Origin of the sequence: Ferruginibacter sp. (assembly GCF_028288465.1) — a bacterium.
Taxonomy (GTDB): Bacteria; Bacteroidota; Bacteroidia; order Chitinophagales; family Chitinophagaceae; genus Ferruginibacter.
In genome coordinates this window covers 1-2,837 of record NZ_JAQBNR010000012.1, presented here as the reverse complement: position 1 = coordinate 2,837, position 2,837 = coordinate 1, and the positions used below count along the sequence as shown (strand labels likewise).

The window sequence follows — 2,837 nt, the reverse complement described above, 5'->3', positions numbered from 1 at the left end:
ACTGCACTGATCGCGTTTTTTTTGGCTATTGCAGCGCTCGGGCTTGATGGTTTTGTGACACTGATTGCCTTGCTGCACATTCAACCCATTTATATCAGTACTGCTCACATTAGCATAGAAAGAAAATTTTATTTTATCTCTAAAACTGTTTATCATTGCGCTATTATTCCACTTATTATCCCATCCGGCGCCCAAATCCAGTTTTCCGAAATCGCTTTTTTTCTTGTCGTTTTTCAATTGCAGATTAATCGTTTTTGACCGGACACCATCGTCAATGCCTGAGAAAGTAGCCTGGTCGCTTTTCTTGTCAAAAACCTGTATTTTATAAACTGCATCAGCCGGTAAATTTTTCGTAGCAATGGTAGGGTCATCCCCAAAAAATTCTTCGCCATCTACTAAAACCTTGTTCACTTTCTCTCCCATCGCTGTTATGTTACCATTTTTGTCGACCTGAACGCCGGGCAATTTTTTAAGTATCTCTTCAACTGAAGCGCCCTCGCGAGCCTTAAAGCCGGCCGCATTGAACTCGGTCGTATCTCCTTTTATTTTTATTGCACTGATCCGTTGAATCACAACTACTTCTTTTAAATTAATGGGTTTTAAAATCATTTTAATAGTTCCAATATTGATTTTAGAAGTTTCATTTATTTGCAGTCGATCAATATGATCTTCATAGAAGGGGTGCCTGATTAATAACAGGTAATTGCCAGGAATTAGATTTTTAAATTCGAAAAATCCATTAGCATCGCTGCGGGCAAACTTATATAAAATGGAATCATGCTGCCTTAAAAGAGAAACGGATGTATTGACGAGATTGATCTTGTTAATATCATCAAAGATCACTCCCTTAACCGATGCGATTTGTGCACAGGAAAAACAATAACATGCCATAATCAAAATGATCAGCAACGTGATTTTCTTCATATTGCAGTTAAAGATTAATAGGTTGTATTTCTCCGCAAAGGCTGACGTTTATCCCTTTTTATCAGGACCTAAGCTAAATAAAAGGGAGGCATCAGCCTCCCTTTTATTAAAGTTTTATTAAATGATAAAGTAATTGTAATGCTTACCGTTTAGCGAATAACTCCTGTCATAGCTTCAGTATTCGGCGGCATTGTAAGTGACCCGTTTCCTTTAAGGTTCGCATAGGCACCCGTACCGCTGACAATCTCCCACCTCCCCTGCGGCGGATTAGTGGCAAAGACACATTCCTGATGAATTGTAATAGTCCCATCAGGCGTTGTCAGTACAACCACGCAATGACCTCTGATGCCATTAACATTCAGGCTTATATCCATTGTAGTGGTTCCTGAAATATTTAGAGCCCCGCTTGTGGTAAAGGTTCCTGTTACGTTAGGAAATGTAGAAAAATCATAAACAGCGGTGATCGTAACTGCTCCTGGGGCGTGGGGTGGAGGAACGGGTTTCCAGCTCATAGTGATCAAAGCAATCATACCCAGGCCGATTGCCGAAATTTTTTTGATGTGTCGCATAATAAGACTCTCCTTTTTTAGTGTGAATGATATAAACTGTTGATTAATTAGTTTTCCATTGCTTTTCGGGTATTTGTAATCTTTACAGTATTGCAATAAGCAACATCTGCAGCCGGAAAAAAATCCAAAATTAAAAGCGCCTATAGGCAATGATGTTTTTTTTCATCTTTAAAACACGAAGTCTGAAGACGATTTGCAACACAATCTTCATCTGCAGGATTATTACCTGACTGTAAACTGGTAGCAGTCACTTGTTAAAACTACTTCGGAGCTTTGTGCATCAATAACCTGAAAATGAATATCAAATGTTGTCCCTGATGGAACGGCAGACAAATTGCGGGATAATTCTTCCCTTCCGATTCCATTTTCATCTGTAAAAATTGATTGGGGCTGCAAACCTTTGCCAAGTGTGAGCCAGGCTGTTCCTGTACAATTACCGTCTAAGTTGGTATCAACAGCTCTTTGCAACTGGTATTCATGATTTGGTTCAAGGTCACGAACCCAGGTATTCAACGTGACAATTTTATCTGCATCATTATCTTGCCTGAATTCAACATGTCCAAAGGCTTTTCCTTCTCCGCGCAAAATAACTTCGAGGTTAAAATTGGGGATTGCCGGAGTCAGCGCATTCAATTTTGCTGCTGCGGCGACTTGTTGCTGTTTCAAAGCAGAAGATGGAGGTGAAAGGTTTGATTTGTTGCAGCTGCTGACAGAAAAGACGACCGTGGTAAGACCAAATAACATCATTAATAACTGGAGGCTAAAATTTTTCATTTTTTCTAATTTAATTGTTGACGATAAAGAGAGAACCACTCCTTGAAGCCAAAGGATGATTGGTATAGCCCGGAAAGACATCCATGCTTAAAAGTACAATTAGAGAAAGCTGTTGTAAGACGCTGTTTAGCGAAGGGTGCAATAAAGGTGGTTGAAACAGCAGATTGATTTAGCAAATCAAAAACAAACCGGTATCGGGTGTTTCTACCTTACATTGAAAAGATGCAGAAACTCATCTTTGTGTGTACGTGAAAGTTCTATTTCATGCCCGTTACTCATCACAATTTCACCACCTTCGCCTCTTCGGTAAATTTTTACATGCGCTAAATTGATAAGATAGGAGCGGTGCGCCCGAAAAAAGGATTGTGCAGTTAAAATTTCATCGTACTGTTTTAACGTATAGCTTGACAAGATGCACTTTTTATCAGTAAGGTAAAACTTAGTATAGTTGCTGTCTGCGTGGCAATACACAATTTCATTTACCGGAACAACAATAAAGCCTTCGCCGGTTGGGATGGCAATCTTATCATGAATTTTCTGAGGGTTTGTTATGTCATGATACAATTGTTC

3 protein-coding genes and 1 pseudogene are annotated in these 2,837 nt (G+C 39.4%); all 4 read right to left on the bottom strand.

Annotated features, from left to right (window positions below):
- Positions 1-924 (bottom strand): annotated as a pseudogene (locus JWR61_RS04855) (hypothetical protein); the annotation flags it as partial.
- 149 nt (positions 925-1,073) lie between these two features.
- Positions 1,074-1,643 (bottom strand): hypothetical protein, encoded by a 570-nt coding sequence (locus JWR61_RS04850; RefSeq protein WP_301926717.1) that lies wholly within the window; start codon positions 1,641-1,643, stop codon positions 1,074-1,076.
- A 72-nt stretch (positions 1,644-1,715) separates the two neighbouring features.
- Entirely contained in the window at positions 1,716-2,267 is a 552-nt protein-coding gene (locus tag JWR61_RS04845; protein ID WP_301926716.1) for a hypothetical protein, read from the bottom strand.
- Positions 2,268-2,471: 204 nt separating this feature from the next.
- On the bottom strand, positions 2,472-2,837 hold a 366-nt coding region (locus JWR61_RS04840; protein ID WP_301926715.1), incomplete at its 5' end, for a LytTR family DNA-binding domain-containing protein.